Annotated in this window: 13 protein-coding genes; 8 read left to right on the top strand and 5 right to left on the bottom strand. The window is 43.6% G+C overall.

The genetic code is table 11. From position 1 onward, the window contains the following. Positions 1–8 precede the first annotated feature (8 nt). The 7 genes from nuoH to B5Y40_RS24050 all read left to right on the top strand — a co-directional run bounded on the left by nuoH (position 9) and on the right by B5Y40_RS24050 (position 7,460). Positions 9–956, top strand: coding sequence for an NADH-quinone oxidoreductase subunit NuoH (gene nuoH / locus B5Y40_RS24080; RefSeq protein WP_079689431.1), 948 nt, complete (start codon positions 9–11; stop codon positions 954–956). A 61-nt stretch (positions 957–1,017) separates the two neighbouring features. Then, positions 1,018–1,533, top strand: coding sequence for an NADH-quinone oxidoreductase subunit NuoI (nuoI, locus tag B5Y40_RS24075; RefSeq protein ID WP_079689430.1), 516 nt, complete (start codon positions 1,018–1,020; stop codon positions 1,531–1,533). 141 nt (positions 1,534–1,674) lie between these two features. Then, complete coding sequence (gene nuoJ / locus B5Y40_RS24070) at positions 1,675–2,196, top strand: NADH-quinone oxidoreductase subunit J (protein ID WP_079689429.1); 522 nt, start codon at positions 1,675–1,677, stop codon at positions 2,194–2,196. Beyond that, positions 2,193–2,501, top strand: coding sequence for an NADH-quinone oxidoreductase subunit NuoK (gene nuoK, locus B5Y40_RS24065; protein WP_079689428.1), 309 nt, complete (start codon positions 2,193–2,195; stop codon positions 2,499–2,501). Before nuoJ ends, nuoK begins: the two co-directional genes overlap by 4 nt. An 86-nt stretch (positions 2,502–2,587) precedes the next feature. Next, positions 2,588–4,474 carry an NADH-quinone oxidoreductase subunit L gene (gene nuoL, locus B5Y40_RS24060; protein ID WP_079689427.1) on the top strand — a complete coding sequence of 629 codons (1,887 nt, stop codon included), beginning with the start codon at positions 2,588–2,590 and terminating at the stop codon, positions 4,472–4,474. A gap of 11 nt (positions 4,475–4,485) precedes the next feature. Beyond that, positions 4,486–6,033: an NADH-quinone oxidoreductase subunit M gene (nuoM, locus tag B5Y40_RS24055; protein WP_079689426.1), complete on the top strand. Its 1,548-nt coding sequence runs from the start codon at positions 4,486–4,488 to the stop codon at positions 6,031–6,033. Then, complete coding sequence (locus tag B5Y40_RS24050; protein WP_079689425.1) at positions 6,030–7,460, top strand: NADH-quinone oxidoreductase subunit N; 1,431 nt, start codon at positions 6,030–6,032, stop codon at positions 7,458–7,460. Before nuoM ends, B5Y40_RS24050 begins: the two co-directional genes overlap by 4 nt. Before the next feature lie 125 nt (positions 7,461–7,585). On the opposite strand, the gene B5Y40_RS24045 is transcribed toward B5Y40_RS24050, so the two are convergent. Together B5Y40_RS24045 and B5Y40_RS24040 are read right to left on the bottom strand one after the other, a co-directional pair. Beyond that, on the bottom strand, positions 7,586–8,437 hold the full coding sequence (locus tag B5Y40_RS24045; protein ID WP_079689424.1) for a transketolase: 852 nt from the start codon (positions 8,435–8,437) through the stop codon (positions 7,586–7,588). Positions 8,438–8,518: 81 nt separating this feature from the next. Continuing rightward, positions 8,519–9,196, bottom strand: a complete 678-nt coding sequence (locus tag B5Y40_RS24040; RefSeq protein ID WP_079689423.1) for a peptidylprolyl isomerase — start codon at positions 9,194–9,196, stop codon at positions 8,519–8,521. A gap of 109 nt (positions 9,197–9,305) precedes the next feature. On the opposite strand from B5Y40_RS24040, the gene B5Y40_RS24035 reads away from it, so the two are divergent. Beyond that, the gene (locus B5Y40_RS24035) at positions 9,306–10,211 is read left to right on the top strand and encodes an EamA family transporter (protein WP_159453804.1); all 906 of its coding nucleotides are present in this window, start codon (positions 9,306–9,308) and stop codon (positions 10,209–10,211) included. A 195-nt stretch (positions 10,212–10,406) separates the two neighbouring features. On the opposite strand, the gene B5Y40_RS24030 is transcribed toward B5Y40_RS24035, so the two are convergent. From B5Y40_RS24030 to B5Y40_RS24020, 3 genes are all read right to left on the bottom strand, one after another. Further along, positions 10,407–12,881 (bottom strand): transglycosylase domain-containing protein, encoded by a 2,475-nt coding sequence (locus tag B5Y40_RS24030; protein WP_079689421.1) that lies wholly within the window; start codon positions 12,879–12,881, stop codon positions 10,407–10,409. A gap of 668 nt (positions 12,882–13,549) precedes the next feature. Further along, complete coding sequence (locus tag B5Y40_RS24025; RefSeq protein WP_159453803.1) at positions 13,550–17,068, bottom strand: Ig-like domain-containing protein; 3,519 nt, start codon at positions 17,066–17,068, stop codon at positions 13,550–13,552. 22 nt (positions 17,069–17,090) lie between these two features. Continuing rightward, positions 17,091–18,632: a hypothetical protein gene (locus tag B5Y40_RS24020; protein WP_143785922.1), complete on the bottom strand. Its 1,542-nt coding sequence runs from the start codon at positions 18,630–18,632 to the stop codon at positions 17,091–17,093. Positions 18,633–18,842: the final 210 nt, after the last annotated feature.

Below are 18,842 nucleotides of genomic sequence, written 5' to 3'. Positions count from 1 at the left end.
AAAAGAACATGTCTCCACTACTGATTGTAATCTGCGTCTTAGGTGGTCTGCTACTGATCGCTCCCGGGTTAATCTGGGTGGAGCGAAGATTACTGGCTGTATGGCAAGATCGCTATGGTCCGAATCGCGCAGGTCCGTTAGGACTGCTGGTAGTCCTGGCCGATACGTTAAAATTATTTTTCAAAGAAGACTGGATACCACCGTTTGCTGACCGAAAAGTTTTTGTGCTGGCACCCGCTATTGTAGTCATCACGGTGTTGATGAGTTTTGTCATTGTCCCGTTTTCACCAGGTATTATAGTCGTTGACCTCAATATAGGTATCCTGTTTTTTCTGGCGATGTCATCTATGGGAGCCTATAGTATAATTCTTGGAGGATGGGCATCCAATAATAAATATTCACTGCTCGGTGCTATGCGGGGTGCAGCGCAAATGATTTCGTATGAAGTGTTCATGGGGCTGTCACTGATGGGAGTAGTATTGATTACCGGATCGTTTAGTCTGCATGATATTGTAGAGGCACAACGAAACATGTGGTTTATTATACCACAGTTTCTGGGCTTTGTTATTTTTCTGATAGCAGGGATTGCCGAAACACATCGCTTGCCTTTTGACATACCAGAAGCGGAGAGTGAACTTATTGCAGGGTTTCATTCCGAATATTCGGGAATGAAGTTCGGAATGTTCTTCGTGGGCGAATATATAGGCATCATGCTCATCTCATGCATGGTAACGTGTTTGTTCTTAGGAGGCTGGCTTGGACCTGCTTTTCTTCCACCCATCGTGTGGTTTGCTTTAAAGATGTTCGCATTCATTGGACTGTTTATTTTACTCCGCGCGTCTCTTCCGCGACCACGCTATGATCAGTTAATGGAATTCGGATGGAAAATATTATTACCACTCTCCATCCTGAACCTGGTAGTAACAGCCGGTATCATTCTTTGGAATGAAAGCTAATAGACTATACTTATATAGTGTATGAAAGTAGATTGGTTAAAGATGTATTAAGTAAAATATCATGATCAGCATCATTCGCACCATGTGGCTTACGTTTCTGCACATGTTTCATAAGCGCGCCACCATTCAGTATCCGGAGGAGAAAGTAAAACTCCCGGCACGATGGCGTGGCCGTATTGTGTTGACGCGTGATCCTGATATGGGCGAGCGATGTGTAGGGTGCTATCTCTGCGCTGCAGCGTGCCCGGTAGATTGCATTTCGCTGCAGGCAACCGAAGATGAGCACGGGAGAAGATACCCAGAATTTTTTCGGATAAATTTCTCGCGGTGTATATTCTGTGGCTACTGTGAAGAGGCTTGTCCAACGTATGCTATACAACTTATACCGGATTTTGAGATGGGAGAGTATAACCGTCAGAATCTCGTGTATGAAAAACAAGACCTGTTGATTAATAGTGAAGGTAAATATCCAGGCTATAACTACTACAACGTAGCTGGTCTTGCTGTTAAAGGTAAAGACAAGGGTGAGGGTGCAAACGAACTGGCACCTGTTGATGTGCACAGCTTGTTGCCGTAGCAGTAAATCCCTTGCACAAAGGGCGCAAAGAAGACACGGAGGTACATATTACAAGACGCTATAGATATTATGAGCTTTGTTTTGCGCTTTAAGGACCACGAGTGACAATTGACAGACATCAATAATAATTAACCAAACAATATGGCATTCTACATCGCATCCGCCATCGCTATACTTGCCACGATCATGGTGATTACCCGGTATAATATGATTCATGCGTTGCTATACCTGGTGGTTTCATTTCTTGCAGTAGCGGTAATTTTCTTTATGTTGGGTGCGCCATTTATGGCTGCGCTGGAAGTAATTATATATGCAGGGGCCATTGTAGTACTTATCATTTTTGTGATCATGATGCTGAACCTGAAAGAAGAATCTGTTGAGCAAGAGCGTAAATGGTTTACCAGGAATATATGGATCGGTCCGGGTATATTGGCGTTTATTTTATTGGGTGAGCTAATTTATATACTGGTCTCCTCCGAAACCGTGCTGCTGAATAATACAGTAGTAGATGCAAAAGAAGTTGGGTTGTCCTTGTACGGTCCCTATATAATTGGTGTAGAGCTGAGCGGACTACTGCTGATGGCGGGCATTGTCGGAGCCTATCATTTAGGAAGACAGAAAAGAAAAGTACTTCATCGTTTCCTTCAAAGTACAGAAGAATGAAAACATTACCCATTGAATCCGGTTTGTTGCTGGCTGGCGTTTTGTTTACGCTGGGCTTGATCAGCGTATTGGTCAGACGCAACATTATATTCATGCTGATCTCTGTGGAGATCATGCTCAATGCCGCAGGTCTTGCATTTATTGTTGCCGGCTCACGCTGGGCGCAAGCCGATGGACAAGTGATGTTCATTTTTATATTGACGATGGCGGCTGCAGAAGTTTCCGTAGGCTTGGCGCTGATTCTTCAGATATACCATCATCTTAAAACATTGGACAGCGATGCTGCCGATCGGATGAACGGGTGAAAAAATTCAAGATAATTATAGTGTATACATACGGTATACAAAGCGAGCTCTTCTCGGTATGTCACACACACTAAACAAAATATAAAATGCTTAATTCACTCTGGCTCATACCAACGTTTCCTTTTCTCGGGGCTTTGATCCTGGTGCTGGTGGGATCGCGTTTATCGCGACAGGTTGCTGCGCGAATAGGTGCAGGCAGTGTAGGCCTCGCTGCTTTATTAACCCTGGCGGTGGGGTATGACTTTTTTAATTCGGGTGTGGGCTCCTATCAATATACAGCCTGGAATTGGTTCGATGTAGCAGGACTGTCAACGTCCTTTGCGTTCTATCTCGACCCGTTGTCATTGATCTTTATCTTCGTGATTACGTTCGTTGGATTTCTGATCCATATATACTCTATCGAGTTCATGAAAGAAGATGCAGGCTTTTCACGTTTCTTCGCATACTTGAACTTGTTTGTCTGCTCCATGTTAATTCTTGTCTTGGCGGATAATCTTGTGCTGCTATATCTGGGATGGGAAGGTGTCGGCTTATGCAGCTACCTGTTGATAGGCTTCTGGTATAGCGAAGCGAAAAACGGTTATGCCGCACGCAAAGCATTTATCATTACCAGGGTAGGAGATACCGCGATGGCAATCGGCTTGTTTATGTTGTTCAGTATTTTTCATACACTGAATATACAGGATATACTAACGCAGGCTCCGCAAGTATGGGTGGCGGGTACATCCACGGCGGTTGTGATTGCATTTTTGTTATTGGGAGGCGCAGTAGGAAAGTCAGCACAGTTACCCTTGCAAACCTGGTTGCCGGATGCTATGGCCGGGCCATCACCTGTAAGTGCATTGATTCATGCTGCTACCATGGTAACAGCAGGCGTATACCTGATCACACGCATGCATACTATATATGAGCTTGCCCCTTTAGCACAGCTCTGGGTCGGTATCATTGGAGCCGTTACATTACTACTTGCAGGCTGTAGCGCGCTTACACAATTTGACTTGAAGCGTGTACTGGCGTATTCAACCATTAGCCAGATCGGGTATATGTTTCTCGCCATGGGTGTTGGTGCGTGGTCGTCAGCTGTATTTCATTTTATGATCCATGCATTCTTCAAGGCACTTTTATTCCTGGCTGCAGGTGCAGTGATCATGGCGTTGCATCATGAGCACGATATGTTCCGCATGGGCGGATTGAAAAATAAATTACCCGTTATATATTGGACGTTCTTAATAGGTGCATCATCCTTGGCTGCATTGCCGTTTATTACTGCGGGGTTCTATAGTAAAGATCAGATTCTCTGGCTGGCATGGGCTGGTGAAAAAGGAAACGTGTGGTTTTTTCTGGCAGCATTAACAGGAGCTTTCATCACCGCTATCTATAGCTTTAGAATGGTATTCATTACGTTCTTTGGGAAAGCCAAAACACAGGTAAGCCATGTTCCCGGAAAGCGCATAACCATACCGTTGGTCGTGTTGTCAATATTGTCAGTGTTCGGTGGATTTATCGAACTGCCTCATACCTTAGGACATTTTACACTGTTCTCAGATTTTCTTTCTCCGCTGCTTCCTTCGGTTTCCTTGCGGGAAGGTGTGGAGAGTAGTGAATGGATTCTGCAAGGTATAGCAGGCTTGCTGGCATTGACCGGAGTATATATGGCTTATATCTTCTACATCCGCTCGCCCCGGATTTCCGATGAGATTAAAAGTTCAACGTATGTCTTGCACCAGTTCTGGTTACGCGGCTGGGATATGGATGCGCTGTATAATTTTCTCTTCGTGCGGCCTTTTGTCTATATATCTACAATTAATAAGAATGATGTAATCGACAAGTTTTATACGATGCTGGTGCGCGTAACAGAATTCTTCAATGGCGTATTTGTAAAAACGCAAAGTGGTATACTACGATGGTATGTGATGGGAATTGTGGTCGGGGCAATCTTGATTATTACCATCAGTTTGTTTGTTCAGCCTTAAACTATATATAGATGCTGCCATTATTGATCATTATACTTTTGACTGGGGGAATCGCTGCCGGAATTATAGCGTACTGGAATCAGGCGGCCTGCAGGTGGTTATCGTTGATCACTGTGGTGGTTGATTTCGCCATCATTCTTTTTATCTGGATGGAAGAAGGACTTTCTATGACGTTGACAGATTCATGGCTTCGTGATTCACATATTCCCTGGATTCCGAGCTTCGGTATAGCCTTTCACCTGGCACTCGATGGACTGAGCTTATTGATGCTGGTGCTTACTTTTTTCCTGGGTATACTCGCTGTATTGATTTCCTGGAAAGAGATTCAATACCGTGTTGGCTTTTTCCACTTTAACTTGCTTTGGGTGTTGGCCGGCATCACAGGTGTATTCCTGACGATGGATCTTTTTCTTTTTTACTTTTTTTGGGAAGTGATGCTTATACCGATGTATTTTCTCATTGGTATATGGGGACACGAGAATAAGCAGTATGCGGCCTATAAGTTTTTTATTTTCACGCAGGCCAGCGGATTGCTGATGTTGCTTGCTATTTTAGGATTATACTTTATCCATGGCGAACAAACGGGAATCTATAGCTTCGATTATTTCGCACTTCTGAATACAACATTATCCCCGGATACAGCACGGTGGCTGATGTTGGGATTTCTCGCTGCATTTATCGTGAAGCTTCCTGTGGTGCCGTTGCATACTTGGCTTCCGGATGCACACACTGAAGCACCTACAGCCGGAAGTTTACTATTGGCAGGACTACTTTTAAAAACAGGAGCCTATGGATTGATCCGGTTCGTGATACCACTTTTTCCATCCGCTGCCCAAAGTATAGCACCGTGGGCAATGTTGCTGGGCGTAGTAGGTATACTATATGGCGCGATCCAGGCATACTCGCAGACTGATTTCAAACGTCTGGTTGCCTATACCAGCGTGAGTCACATGGGATTCATCATGCTTGGAGTTTTCAGCTTCAATGAGCTTGCCACGCAAGGTGTTGTCATGCAGATGATCACACACGGTATCAGCACCGGTGCTTTATTTATACTGGCAGGTATACTATATGAGCGCATTCATACTCGCGACATTACCCAAATGGGAGGGCTCTGGAGCAAAGTTCCTTTCATGGGCGTAATCGCGATGATCTTCGTAATGGCTTCACTGGGTTTACCCGGTCTCGGGAATTTTGTAGCCGAGTTCCTGATACTGATTGGCTCATGGCAAGCGAATCAACCGCTTACCATTCTGGCTACAGCTGGGCTCGTAGTGGCTACTGCGTATTCACTTCGCATCATGCAGAACGTATATTTAGGATCCAGCATGCAAGGGTATATATTGAATGATCTTTCCCTGCGAGAAAAATTGATCCTTGTCCCCATGTGTATTGTGATCATCTGGCTGGGATTATTTCCACAGCAGGTTATCAATACAGCCAGGCCTACCGTTGCAAACACTATGCATGCCGGCAATCATGCAACGATCCATCAAAAGCAAGATCGGGAAGAAGTTCCGAATACATCAGCATTCAACACAGAAAGGAGGGAACCATGACTATATATGATATGATCAGCCTGGCACCCTTGTGGATTTTGTCCAGCGCGGCCATCCTGATATTCTTTTCAATTTCGATAAAACGAAATCATAAAGTAATTTTTGTTATTACTGTGCTTTCGCTGATGGCGGATTTTGCTTTTGTATCAACCTATAGCATTCATCATTTGCATTCCATTGAACCATTACTCGTTATTGATGGGTTTGGTGTATTCAACATCGGCCTTATACTCCTCACAACATTAGTCGTTACACTGATCTCCTATGCATACTTTGAGCAACGTGAAGAACGAAAAGAAGAATACTATATCCTGATGATCCTCGCTGCACTGGGTGCGATCATGCTGGTGATCAGTAAACATTTCGTTTCGCTTTTCCTCGGCCTGGAAATTCTTAGTGTATCGCTATATGCATTGATAGCCTACTTGCGAAAACGCGAGCGCTCGGACGAAGCCGGTATCAAGTATCTGATCCTCGCAGCATTCTCGTCCGCATTCCTGCTGTTCGGCATGGCGCTGGTATATGCCACTACCGGATCGATGGAGTTCGCGGGTATAGCCGCGTGGATCACGCGCGCTCACGAAATGCCCGTGATGGTTATAACCGGCTTCGGTATGATGATCGTAGGTATCGGGTTCAAACTTGGTATAGTGCCTTTTCACATGTGGGCACCGGATGTATACGAAGGTTCTCCTGCACCGGTAACAGCTTTTATTGCCACAGTTTCGAAAGGAGGTATGATCGCATTACTCGTTCGCTTCTTCAATACATTGAATGGCTACCAGTATACTACGTTTATGCTGGTGTTTACCATTCTCGCGATAGCTTCTATGTTTATCGGAAATATACTGGCGCTGCGGCAAAACAATGTCAAGCGATTGCTGGCGTATTCTTCTATAGCGCACCTGGGATATGTATTGGTAGCATTTCTGGCAGGAGAGAAGCTGGGTATGGAAGCGGTGATCTTCTATCTCGTAGCGTATTTTATTACAACGCTTGGCGCCTTTGGTATACTGGCAACACTCTCTGATAAAGATCGCGATGCCGAATTACTCGAAGACTATCGCGGGCTTCTTTGGAAGAGGCCGCTTACAGCGATTGTGTTCAGTGCCATGCTCTTGTCACTTGCCGGTATACCGTTGACAGCAGGCTTTGTCGGGAAATTTTATGTGATCGCAGCCGGTATACATACGCATCGCTGGTTGTTGGTAATTATACTGGTGATCAACAGCGTCATCGGGCTATATTACTATATCAAGCTGATTGCCGTAATGTTCGATCAGAAGCAAGAGCCTCGCCCATTGCAGGATCTTCACCCATTGGTATATATTGTCAGCAGCGTCACGATGGCTATACTGGTGCTTTCCTTATTTTGGATTGGCGTAAATCCCGAAGGAATGATGACGTTGATTCGATCCGTACTTTAAGATATATACCCGTCTCTCAAAGATACTTTGTTAGCCTGTCTGTAGTAAATGGATAATCTGCCCAAAAAGAAAATGCCGGCTATAAATGCCGGCATTTTTCATGATATAGTATATCGGATGTGATGTTAATAGTCACCCAGTGTTTCTTCAAGTTGCGCAAGCGCTTTGCTTAACTCGTCATCATTCGGAGCAACTCCATGCCATTTGTGTGAACCAACCATATAGTCAACACCAAAACCCATTTCAGTTTTCATGAGGTTCATAACAGGTTTACCTTGTTTGGCAAGCTTCTGTGCATTCTCAAGTCCTGCAACAACTTCTTCCATCACGTTGCCATTGAATTCCTGAACGATCCAACCGAATGCTTCCCACTTCGCACGAAGGTTCAGCAACGATAATATTTTATCAACAGGTCCATCGATCTGCTGCCCGTTATAGTCAATAGTAGCAATGAGGTTATCAACTTTATTGTGACCTGCGTACATCGCTGCTTCCCATACTTGTCCTTCCTGCAACTCGCCATCACCCATCAATACATATACAAAGCGATCATCTTTATTTAACTTCTTACTTTGTGCTGCACCAAGAGCAACAGAAAGTCCTTGTCCTAATGAACCGGAAGCTATACGAATACCAGGAAGGTGTTCGTGCGTAGCAGGGTGACCTTGCAAACGGGAATCAAGCTTACGGAATGTGGCAAGCTCCTTTATATCAAAGTAACCTGATCTCGCCAGCGTAGAGTACCATACCGGAGAAATATGACCGTTCGAAAGGAAGAAAAGATCTTCACCGGCACCGAGCATATTAAACTTCGGATCGTGTTTCAATAACTTAAAATACAAGGCAACGAAAAAATCCGTACAACCTAACGATCCACCCGGGTGGCCCGACTGGCAGCTATGTACCATACGAACGATATCCCTGCGGATCTGTGAACTTGTTTTTTTAAGCGTTTGGATGTCTGTGGCTTGGCTCATGAAATGGAAATTTTGTCGCGAAGATGATGTAATTTTTTTAACCTTAAAAGAAAAATGAACGGCATTTCAACAGATCAATGTTTACTTTGATTCTGCAACCCGAATCGTGAACGGAATTTTACGTAACGGATGATCGGTGTTGAAGACTTTTTCGCTTGCAATTTTATCGACAACGTCCTGACCTTCTGTTACCTCTCCGAATACAGTATACCTTCCATCCAACGTCATATAGCCACCTACCGTTCGATAGGCTTCGCGTTGCTCAGGCGTTACGGATATACCCAGATTTTTTGCTTCGATGTCAATATCCTCATCGGAGTAGCGCGTTCCATGTACAATAAAAAACTCAGCTGCCGATGATTCAAGGTTGGGATTGTTATCATCGACCCGTGCCATGGACAGCGCTCCTTTTTTGTGATAATACTTTGGATTGAATTCTGATGGGATGCGATAGTTCAGTTTCTTTTTAAGATCACCACCTTGAATCATAAACTCATATGCGATCCTGTAAAAGTCTGCATCATCATAGTATCCTTCTTTGATCAACTTGATAAAGTTAGCGCGATGAAGTGGTGTATCTTCAAACAATTTCAGCTTGATGTTGCCCATCTTTGTCTCAATGATTACTTCATTTTCAGGATTCTCTTTGCCGTATTGTGTCAATACCTCACGGATGTTTTCAGGCGTGATGACAACCGTTTCTTTCTTGTTACAGGATATGAACAAAACGAACAGCAGTACGATATAAAACCGACTCATAATCTGGTGATAGTTTTAGTAACGAATTTTTAAATGTAAAAACGTTTGCAGTAATGTACAACGATAAAGCATTTTAATGGTATACTTTAATCTTTATATTCGCCTCCTCATGGATAGTAGGAAACATTATTTGTCTGCGATTGCCGCATTTGTAACGTGGGGATTTTTTTCAATTCCGTTACGAGCATTAAAGGAATTCTCCGCAGGAGAGATTCTTTACTTTCGCATTTTATTTTCATCGATCGTTTTACTGATAGTCGTTTTTGGATTCAAGCGTAACGATATCCGGAAAGATCTTGCTTTTCTGAAGTCATTCGCACCCGGTAAAAGAAGAAACGTTATTCTGCTTACACTCGCAGGTGGCGCACTGCTTACCGTGAACTGGCTTACATTTATATATATAGTCAACCACATTAATATCAAGACAGCTTCTTTTTCGTATCTGATCTGTCCGGTGATCACAGCTGTATTAGGGTATGTGTTGATACAGGAAAAGATGACAACACTGCAGTGGATTGCTGTTGTATTGTGTACACTGAGTTGTGTGGTGATGGGAATGAACTCAGCACTTGAATTAGGCTATAGCTTTCTTACGGCCGTCACCTATGCACTATACCTGATCTCGCAACGTAAAAATCAGGGTTTTGACAGAATGATCATTCTTGGAATACAGGTACTGTTCTCATTTGTTATACTAAATATATTCTATAGTCAATTGATCAATCAGATACCTTCATCGGCAAAGTTTTATGGGTTGATCATGGCTATTGCTGTCATATTTACAGTATTGCCGTTGTTTCTGAATTTATTTGCATTGAACCGGATTAACTCTGCAACCATCGGTATACTGATGTATATAAACCCGCTGATTAATTTTACCGTAGCGTTTGTAGTATTTGGTGAAACGGTAAACGCAATTCAGCTTACCGGATATTTTATTATCTTAATCGCCCTTGTCCTCTTTAACTATCCAACGGTGCGGCTGGCCTTTGGTGGTAAAGCAAGAATGGTGTAGGAGAACTGCAACGTTCGAATATAGTTTTGGTAAAATGATCAGGTGAAGTTCTTGCGGATCTGGTACATTATATATATTCACTACAACGATAAGGCCTCACTCAAGTCTCTGAGATGAGTACTTGAGTGAGGCCTGTATACTTCACCGGTTATATTCAGGAATATGACTCATGAATAACAAGTCATTACCCAAAAACTATCCTCCGAGATTCTCCAATCCCTCTACATCATTCGTAGTGCTATCACTGGGTTGGTTGGCTTGCATTTTCTTAAGCTTGCGCTTATATATCTTTTCCATGAATGATTCTTTCAGGTTGGCGAGCGTATCAACCTGGCGTATAGAATCCTGCTTCATTACCATCAGCTTTAGTTCAGCAAGTAATGCATCATCCAGTTCATACAGGTCGCAGTTCAGTCGTTGTTGCAAGTCGTAAGGCAGGCGTGAAAATGTAGCCTCAGATATATCTTCGAAATGTTTGTCTGCATTTACCTGCTTCATGAAGTAACCAAACATCGGCAAAGCCGTGCTGGAACCCTGACCAAGTTCTGTACTTCTGAAGTGTATGCGAGGATCATCAGCACCCACCCACGAGCCTACTACTAATTTCGGTGTCATAGCCATGAACCATCCATCAGCATTAGCTTGTGTCGTTCCGGTTTTCCCTGCTACGTCATTTAATATACCATACTTCCAGCGCAAGCGTGAAGCCGTTCCTTCATGTACAACGGTCTGTAACATTTGTCTTACCAGTAAAGCAGCCTCTTTTGATACTGCACGAATGCCTTTCGTATTCGGCTTGAAGTTGTCATATATATTACCGTATAAATCTTTTATAGCGATGATGTGATACGGTAAAACAGTGAGCCCTTCATTCGCTATGCATGAATATGCCGTTGTCATTTCCGTTAATGATACAGAAGAAGAACCAAGCGCAACAGAAGGCACATGTTTCATTTCACTGATCACGCCCATCTTCCGCGAAAGCGCAATAGTGCTGTCAACACCCGCCATCTCAATTAATTTCACTGACACCGTATTTACCGAGTAAGCAAGTGCTCCACGCATCGAGTATTTTACCTGGTAATCGTTCTGAGTATTGCGGGGGGTCCACTTGTCACCTTCTTCATCTATATAGGTCTTTCTTTCTGCAGAGATAAAATCACAGGGTTCAAACCCTTTTTCAATAGCCATAGCGTAAACGATAGGTTTGAAAGTTGAGCCCACTTGTCGCTTTGTAGAAGTCTTCACGTGATCATACTGAAAGAAGTCATGATCTATACCACCCACCCATGCTTTAATTTTACCGGTTTGAGGTTCCATGGCGAGGAAGCCTGCATTTAAAATCTGTATGTGGTGTTTAATAGAGTCGATCGGACTCATCTTTAAAATCTTTTCACCTTCCCACGAGAATACGCGCATAGGGACAGGTTTCTGTAATGCTGCCAGTATATCTTCTTCTGAAAGACCTTGTTCCTTCATACGCTGATACCGTTGTGAGCGATGTATAGCATCCTGAATGACTTCTTCATTTTTCTGCCATGGATTTTCTTTACGCCAATGATCGAAGAATTGTTTTTGTACTTCCGTCATCTGCTGCGTCACTGCCTTTTCAGCGTACTCTTGCAAACGCGAATCGATCGTAGTATAGATCTTAAGTCCATCAGTATATATATTGTAAGGAGAACCGTCCGGTTTTTTATTCACCCGGCACCAGTTCAATAATTCTGCTTTTACATATTCACGGAAATAAGGAGCGAGTCCCTGGTGATGCGATAATGTATTATACTTTAATTCGAGTGGCAGCCCTTTTAATGAATCCAATTTTTCTTTGGTGAGGTAATTATACTTCACCATCTGCGAGAGCACTACATTTCTCCGCGTCAGCGATCGCTCGGGGAATAATCGCGGATTGTAGGAGTTCGTTGCCTTCAGCATGCCCACCAATACTGCAGCTTGATTTACAGTAAGGTCTTTTGCAGTGCACGAGAAGAAGCGTTTGGAGGCAGCCTCGATCCCGAACGTCTGGTCCGCAAAAGGAATGGTATTCAGATATAGTGTGATGAGGTCTTTCTTCGAGTATATATTTTCAAGACGTTGCGCAGTGATTAACTCGCGCGACTTGTTAATCAACATGGATAAAATCCAATAACGCTTTCGCGGATACAGGTTCTTGGCGAGCTGTTGCGTGATCGTACTTCCGCCACCGGCTGACTCCTCCTGAAGAAGTATAGATTTTATGAATACCCTTCCTAAACTTTCAAAGTCAACACCGCTATGTTCATAATAGCGAACGTCTTCTGTGGCGATGAGCGCATCGATCACCATGGGAGAGATCTCTTCAAATTTTATTTCAGTTCTGTCCTGTATATAGTAACGGCCCAGTAAAACGCTATCGGCACTATATACTTCAGAGGCAACCTGGTTCTGAATATTGCGAAGCGATTTCTTGCTTGGAATTTCAATCCACACAACGATTGCAAGTAGAAGGGGAGGCCCCAGTATAATAGCGCCTATAATAGACCACCTGCGTGCCTTCGGATGTGTCCTGTAGTATTCACGTACCTGGAGGTAGCGTTGTTTGATATACTGAATAGCAGGCTCAGCTTTTTGATACAGTACGGTATAGATGTATCGGAGTTTACCTATCAGTTTATTTAGAAATTCTTGCATAGCTATTCACGTCAAACAAAATCAAAGGAGGTAAGATAATTACCTGTTCATTATATAACAATCAGACCAAGGTATCCCGAGTGCTTATTAATCGCCTGATGTTACGGTAGGAGAGTCTAATAAACTTAAAAGCCTTCAAACCTAACGATTCAAAGGCTTCCAATTTCAAGGGAACAGCCAACGTCCTTTAATTCATAAATACCTTGATATCAATGATTTATATGGAAAATTAAATTGGACAGCCTCTCACTTCTCCCGCCCCATGAAAGGTTTTTAACCGTATCCTGGACCGTTATTGATAAGCGCTGACAAAGATACAAAAACCATTCCTTCAGATTGAAGCCGGGATGAAATATTTAGGACAGGGTGTATGTTTTCGCGCGCATTTCCTTTTACAATCGAAGGCATTGCAAATAAAATGTATGATACCATTTGATAAATATAGGGCGAACCCGAGGCGGGAGTATAGATGTTTTTTTAGTAACTATTATCAGTAAAATTACCGAGGAGCCGCAGGTTTATTTTTGTGACGTATCCACGAACTATTGCAGGGTATGGCTTGTAGCTCCGGTACGATTTCGGTTTAAAAAACAGAGCTTCCAATAAAGTTGGAAGCTCTGTTATAGTGTAGAGATCTGTATCTTCTACACCTTTATACGATCGGAAGCTTATTCCTTTACAATTTTAAATTCTACAACTGAGCTGGCATTGGAGCCTTGTACTATATATACACCGGAAGGGTAATTCTTCATGTCGAAAGTTCCGGTGCGCATATTATTATCCTGGTGCAGATCAATTGTACCGATGGGCTGTCCTACCATATTCAATATTTTGAAAGTAGTAAGGTTGCTGAATGAAGCCGGTATCTCAATGTGTAACTCTCTGGCAACCGGGTTCGGATATATAGCGATGGATGAAGTAGTCAGCTCGGTTCCAGTAATGGTAAGTTCGCGCGTTGCTGTTGTAGTACAACCTTGTAACGAAACTTCTACCTGATACACACCCGACTTCTCTGCTTTAATGGATTGTGTATTTGCACCTGATAATAAGGTCTGGTTCAGATACCATTGATTGCCGGTGGTGTAGTTGCTGATCAGTGAATCGCCACGTTCGGTTATTGAAGCACTCAGTTTTACAATTTCTGCAAGCACAGGCTTTCTGCTGCCTTCACAACCTAATGCGTTCACAGCTGATACATAATATACCTGGGATGCTGACAGCGATGGTGTGGTATAGGTTGAATTTTGTTGATCAGGTATAGGTGTAGTACCGGCTTCAGTAGTATACCAGCGATACGATCCTTTTTCAGGAGCTCCGGTTGCCTGCAGCGTTACAGCGCCTTGTTCGCATTGCTTACCGTTTTCAACCGTTACAATCTCTGCTTTCTTTTCTACGTTGAGCGCAATGCTTTTTACAACGGGCAGGCTACAGTTGTTACCGGCTGCCGTTACCAGGATTGTATCAACTCCTGCCAAAAGAGTTCCGGCAGGAATACGGACTTGTATTTCATCCCCGTTACCAAGAACGGAAGAAGATAGTATACTTGAATTTTTTGCATGTGCAGAATACGCTACATCTGTTTGTGAGTTGCTGATGTTTACAACAGCATCTGATCCTGAGCAAATGTTCTGTGTTGTAATTGAAAATTTATCCTGAACGGTAGGCTGTGAGAAGCTTACCAGGAACCGGCTGGCACCTGTGCTTGCTGCCTGCGCTGTTACAGAAAAACTATAGGATGTAGTTTTACGAACATCGATAACATTGTTTGTAAAATTATCGGTTAACATAATCTCTATACCTTTTGGGAACGATTCATAGCCTGAGAAATCAAGACTATAACTTCCTGCTGCTGCACCCTGTATATTTAGCTTCACCGTACTGCTGCAGTTGAATGGTGCCAGCGAATTGATAGCAAGTTCTTTTCCACCACTCATCAGTGTAGAAAGGTTGAAGGTTGCATTCGCTAACTTTAATGCGTCTGCGTGCGAGTCGTAATTTTCGGTAGCATCTTCTCTGAAGTGTACTATTGTTTCATCGCGGGTTGTCCCTTTCGCCAATGTTATACGGAGAAGATCTGTGGGAGCAGCTTTTTTGAAAAATGTAGTTTGTGTTCCGGCAGCTTTAACATTTTCGTCAGCCTGAAGAACGGGTACACCATTACCATTTGCTTTTACCCAGAAGCCTTGTCCCATGGCGATCGTGCTCGAGCCACCGTTGGTACCTACAACACCATTCCACGCTGCAACCTGTGTATTCACAGAAGCATTATCACGTATATATATAGCGGCATCAACGTTTGTTTTGATCCATCCTTGGGCAGCATTCCAGTCAATCGTAGAAGGGTAAGGGTTTCCGACCAGGTTCCAGCCATCATTGGCAGCCTTGCCGCTTGAAGTATAGTATACCGGAAGTGTAACCGGAGTTACGTTACCGCTGTTGATGATACCACGTACATCCCACAATGCTGACGTGATCTGGTTGCCACGCACAAACATCGCATAGCCTTTACCGGGTGTCAGCGTTTCTGAATTGGATGCTACCGGGAAATTTTCGTAACCGTCATCATAATCGGCTGTGCCGCTTTTGTTTGTATCGGTGATTGCTTTTTCGTTGTAAGCAAACATGGAAGCTGCGGTTCCACAACCACTGCATTTGCTCGTGCCGGTAAATGCTCCCGTTACCGGAATTTCTTTTTGAACATCGGCTACTGTAGCGTTCTGCAACGGTGAGGCTACGTAACGATAGATCCTTCCATTGCTGGGACCTTCAATCGCCATGAAACGTTGAACCGTAACATTTCCGATAACACTTGCTCCACTGGGAAGTACACCGATCGCTGCATCTTTCGTTGGGTTATCCCCTGTTGAGATCAGTGTCAGGATAGCCGAGTTCTGGCTTCCGTCTGCATCAAACACTACATTATTTGCCAAGGTGAGAACACCTGAAAGGTTCTGACTGCTTTCTATACTTGCTGCAGGCGTTGCCGATGTATTTGTTACAACTATATTATTAAATGTATTAACGCGTGAGCTTGTTATAGTTTGTTGTCCATTGCTTCCGGATAAACGCAGTGTACCATTGTTATGCGCAAAAGATCCACTGGTAAGTGAAAAATTATTCTTAAGATTCAGCGCGGCAGAAGGAGCCGTGAACGCAGTACCTGCTATTGTAAACTGACCGTTGACAGTTATATCCGAAGCACCACCTTGAAATATACCACCGCCCAAGGTTGTGGCATTGTTGATGGTCATCGTGTTCGTTCCCTGGCTAATCGTTCCAGTATAGCCGGAGAGAACGTTCATGTTATATACTATAGCATTTACATCTACGGTACAATTTGTTACTCTATTACTTTCAAAAAAGACCGCATCGGCAGCAGTCGGAACACCTGCTCCACCCGCACCACCTGCTGTGGTTGACCAGTTCGATGCATTGTTCCATGTTGAATTTGAAGGCGCTACCCAATGAAGATTCGAGCCAGGATATGTCAATGCCCACCAAGAGTATAAATTGGCGGGATCAAGAGAAGATATAGTAACAGTATTTGCCGTAGCATTCGCTATACCTCCTGAAGTATAGTCATTCCAGCTACTCGCAGAAGCGTTCCACCGTTGTGCCGTCAATCTGCTCTCAAGACTAGTATTGTTCGGAGCATCGTACTCCGTACTCAAATAAGAAAAAGATACATTGGTAAGAGCGGGCTTTACAGTATAGCCTTCTGCGCTGATCTGCCAGAAGCGATCTACCGCGAAAGCGGATACATCTGCTCCGGGAATTCCATTCATGTTCGTAACGCCTGTCGGCAGATTACTGCTGTTATCCCACGTGGTATGATAGGTAGCGAATTTAAAACGTCCGTTGCCAGTACCGGATGCCTTGGTAAAAGTAAGTGGAATATAGTCTGTGTTGCCAAAGCCCCAGGGAACGGTATAGCTGCCGGTAGTTGTACCGGTGTTCCACTGCAGAATATTGTTTTCACCTTCGCTGATGATATGTCCGCTTACACGTGTAATCGCATTGGAAGAAGGATTGTCGAGCACAACGGTTGCCCCATTCGCCAGGGTAACTTTTGCTCCATTCAGTACAACTCTTCCCTGTGCGGGAGCCTCGTATAGTGCCATGGTCAACAGTACCATAACAACCGATGCGGTGCGCGAAGTTATACTATATATCTTTTTGGCGTTCATGGTATAGCAGGTTAACGTTCCTTTATTGAATGATCGTGATGTCGAATGTAACGTTGCCGATGGCACGAGCCGTAACATCGGAGTTAATGAAACCGATGATCACGGTATTGTTATTATTTACACGCGACCAGGCAATGGCGATGCCGGCTGGTAAAGCAGTTCTTGGATTTACAATTACAGTTGCATTGGGTGTAGCACCAGTAACCGTTACAGATACCTGGCGTGTAGAAGTATAGGCAAACGTTGTGTTATCGTTAACCGAAACGCTGGTCTTCATCATGTTCGTCAGCACGGTACCTGTAGTTCCTAATTTATAGGTTCCTGCAACGTCTAGCTTAGCCGTTGGTGTTGTTGTACCAACACCTACATTTCCGCTGCCATCAATGCGCATGCGTTCGTTGGATGCCTGAGATGTACCACCGGTCATGAACACCAGCGCCTTTGCTGCTGTACCTGTACCGATCAAAAAGTTTTGCCCTAAGTTATAGAGGTAAGCATCATTGGAAGATCCCATGACACCACCGGTATAGCTTCCGCTATTGATACCAAGGTCAACATAATTAGAAGTCTCCGTTCCGTTGTTTGCCGTGGCCACTATATCGGATGATGCGTTTGCTCCGGAAGATTGATTCTGAATATTGAATTGTAAATAGTTGTTGATGGATCCTTTTGAACTTAATGCATTCACAGAAGTTGTTGCGCCCGCATCGATTACAAGTTTCTCAGGGTTTGTAGCATCAAATGTTGCAGTACCCAATGCCATTCGCCCGTTTTGCATGCGCATCATTTCGGTAGTAGCATTGTTTTGAAAGTTATAGTTGTTAAAAACGATTGGCTCATTTCCATCATCGCCCACAGTAAATTCCAGCCCACCGTTGTTATTGCTTCCGGTAGCTCCGAATTCAAAGAAGTCAGAGTTAGCAGAACTACCTTTCATACGGAAGTTGCCATTGGCATCTACAAAGAATTTCGGTTTGTAAAAACTTGCAGCCGCTGCCTCGAATTGTAGCGAAGTATGTATATAGCTTACTTTCTCAGTGCCATCCGTGTAGTCAGTATAATTCTGTACTAATCCTAAAGCCTGGCGTGTTCCAAGTTCGAGAAATGATTGATTGTTAGATTTGAAAGTGACTTGCTTATCATCGGTAGTACCAATGAAGTTAGCGGTAGCATCCGTTCCTGCATTACCTTTCAATGACCAACCTCCATTACTGGAAGAGTTTTGCACCATAAAAGGAATCCAAGCAGTGCCACTCCAGTAATAAAATCCGGGTACTACTGCGTTCGGATCTGTGCCGGCTGTGGCAGTATTATATACCAGCAAACTTGTTGCAGGTGATGCTATAGGACCCGCTACGTTAGATGCAGTCAAGGCTACACGAGGGATCAATAGTCCCGAATTCGTAGAAGATATATCTAGCATGGCAGAAGCATTTGGCGTTGCGCCCGTGGCGTTTATCCCAACGTTTTGTGCTTGGATTCGGATCGAAAATCCGAAGGACAGAAGGAAGATAAACAAGATGTTGATGTTTAACTTACTGATGACGTAAACTGGTGTTCTCATTCTTCTCATTGCATTTTACTCCGCATCAGGGTTGACAAGAAATTGACCAAAGCAGTTATAAGTCAATAGAATCAGTAGCTGGCGAGATTTCAGGGAGAAAGAATTACACTGAAAATGTTAACTTTTAATTGTAGAAAGTGCCTAAACGCTTTTGATATCGGCTTCACTTAGGAATTTTACTATGTAACTTTTGCACTTCAAACGAAATGA

Source organism: Ohtaekwangia koreensis, assembly GCF_900167975.1.
Taxonomy (GTDB): domain Bacteria; phylum Bacteroidota; class Bacteroidia; order Cytophagales; family Cyclobacteriaceae; genus Ohtaekwangia; species Ohtaekwangia koreensis.
The sequence above is the reverse complement of the archived record's forward strand: the minus strand, read 5'-3'. Positions and strand labels throughout refer to the sequence as shown.